Raw genomic sequence first — 230 nt, forward strand, 5'->3', positions numbered from 1 at the left:
ATTCGTTACATCGGTGTTTCCAACGAAACCGCGTTTGGCGTAATGCGTTATCTGCACCTGGCAGACAAACATGACCTGCCACGTATCGCCACTATCCAGAACCCGTACAGCCTGCTAAACCGCAGCTTTGAAGTTGGACTGGCCGAAGTGAGCCAGTATGAAGGCGTTGAGCTACTGGCCTACTCGTGCCTTGGTTTTGGCACCTTAACCGGTAAATACCTGAACGGTGC

Annotated in this window: 1 protein-coding gene; it reads left to right on the forward strand. The window is 52.2% G+C overall.

Translation table 11 applies throughout. The annotated features are described in order from the left end of the window. On the forward strand, positions 1 to 230 hold a 230-nt coding region (locus FDX22_RS30825; protein ID WP_255432720.1), incomplete at both ends, for an aldo/keto reductase.

It is taken from the genome of Citrobacter sp. TBCS-14, from assembly GCF_005280805.1.
Classification (GTDB): Bacteria; Pseudomonadota; Gammaproteobacteria; order Enterobacterales; family Enterobacteriaceae; genus Citrobacter; species Citrobacter gillenii.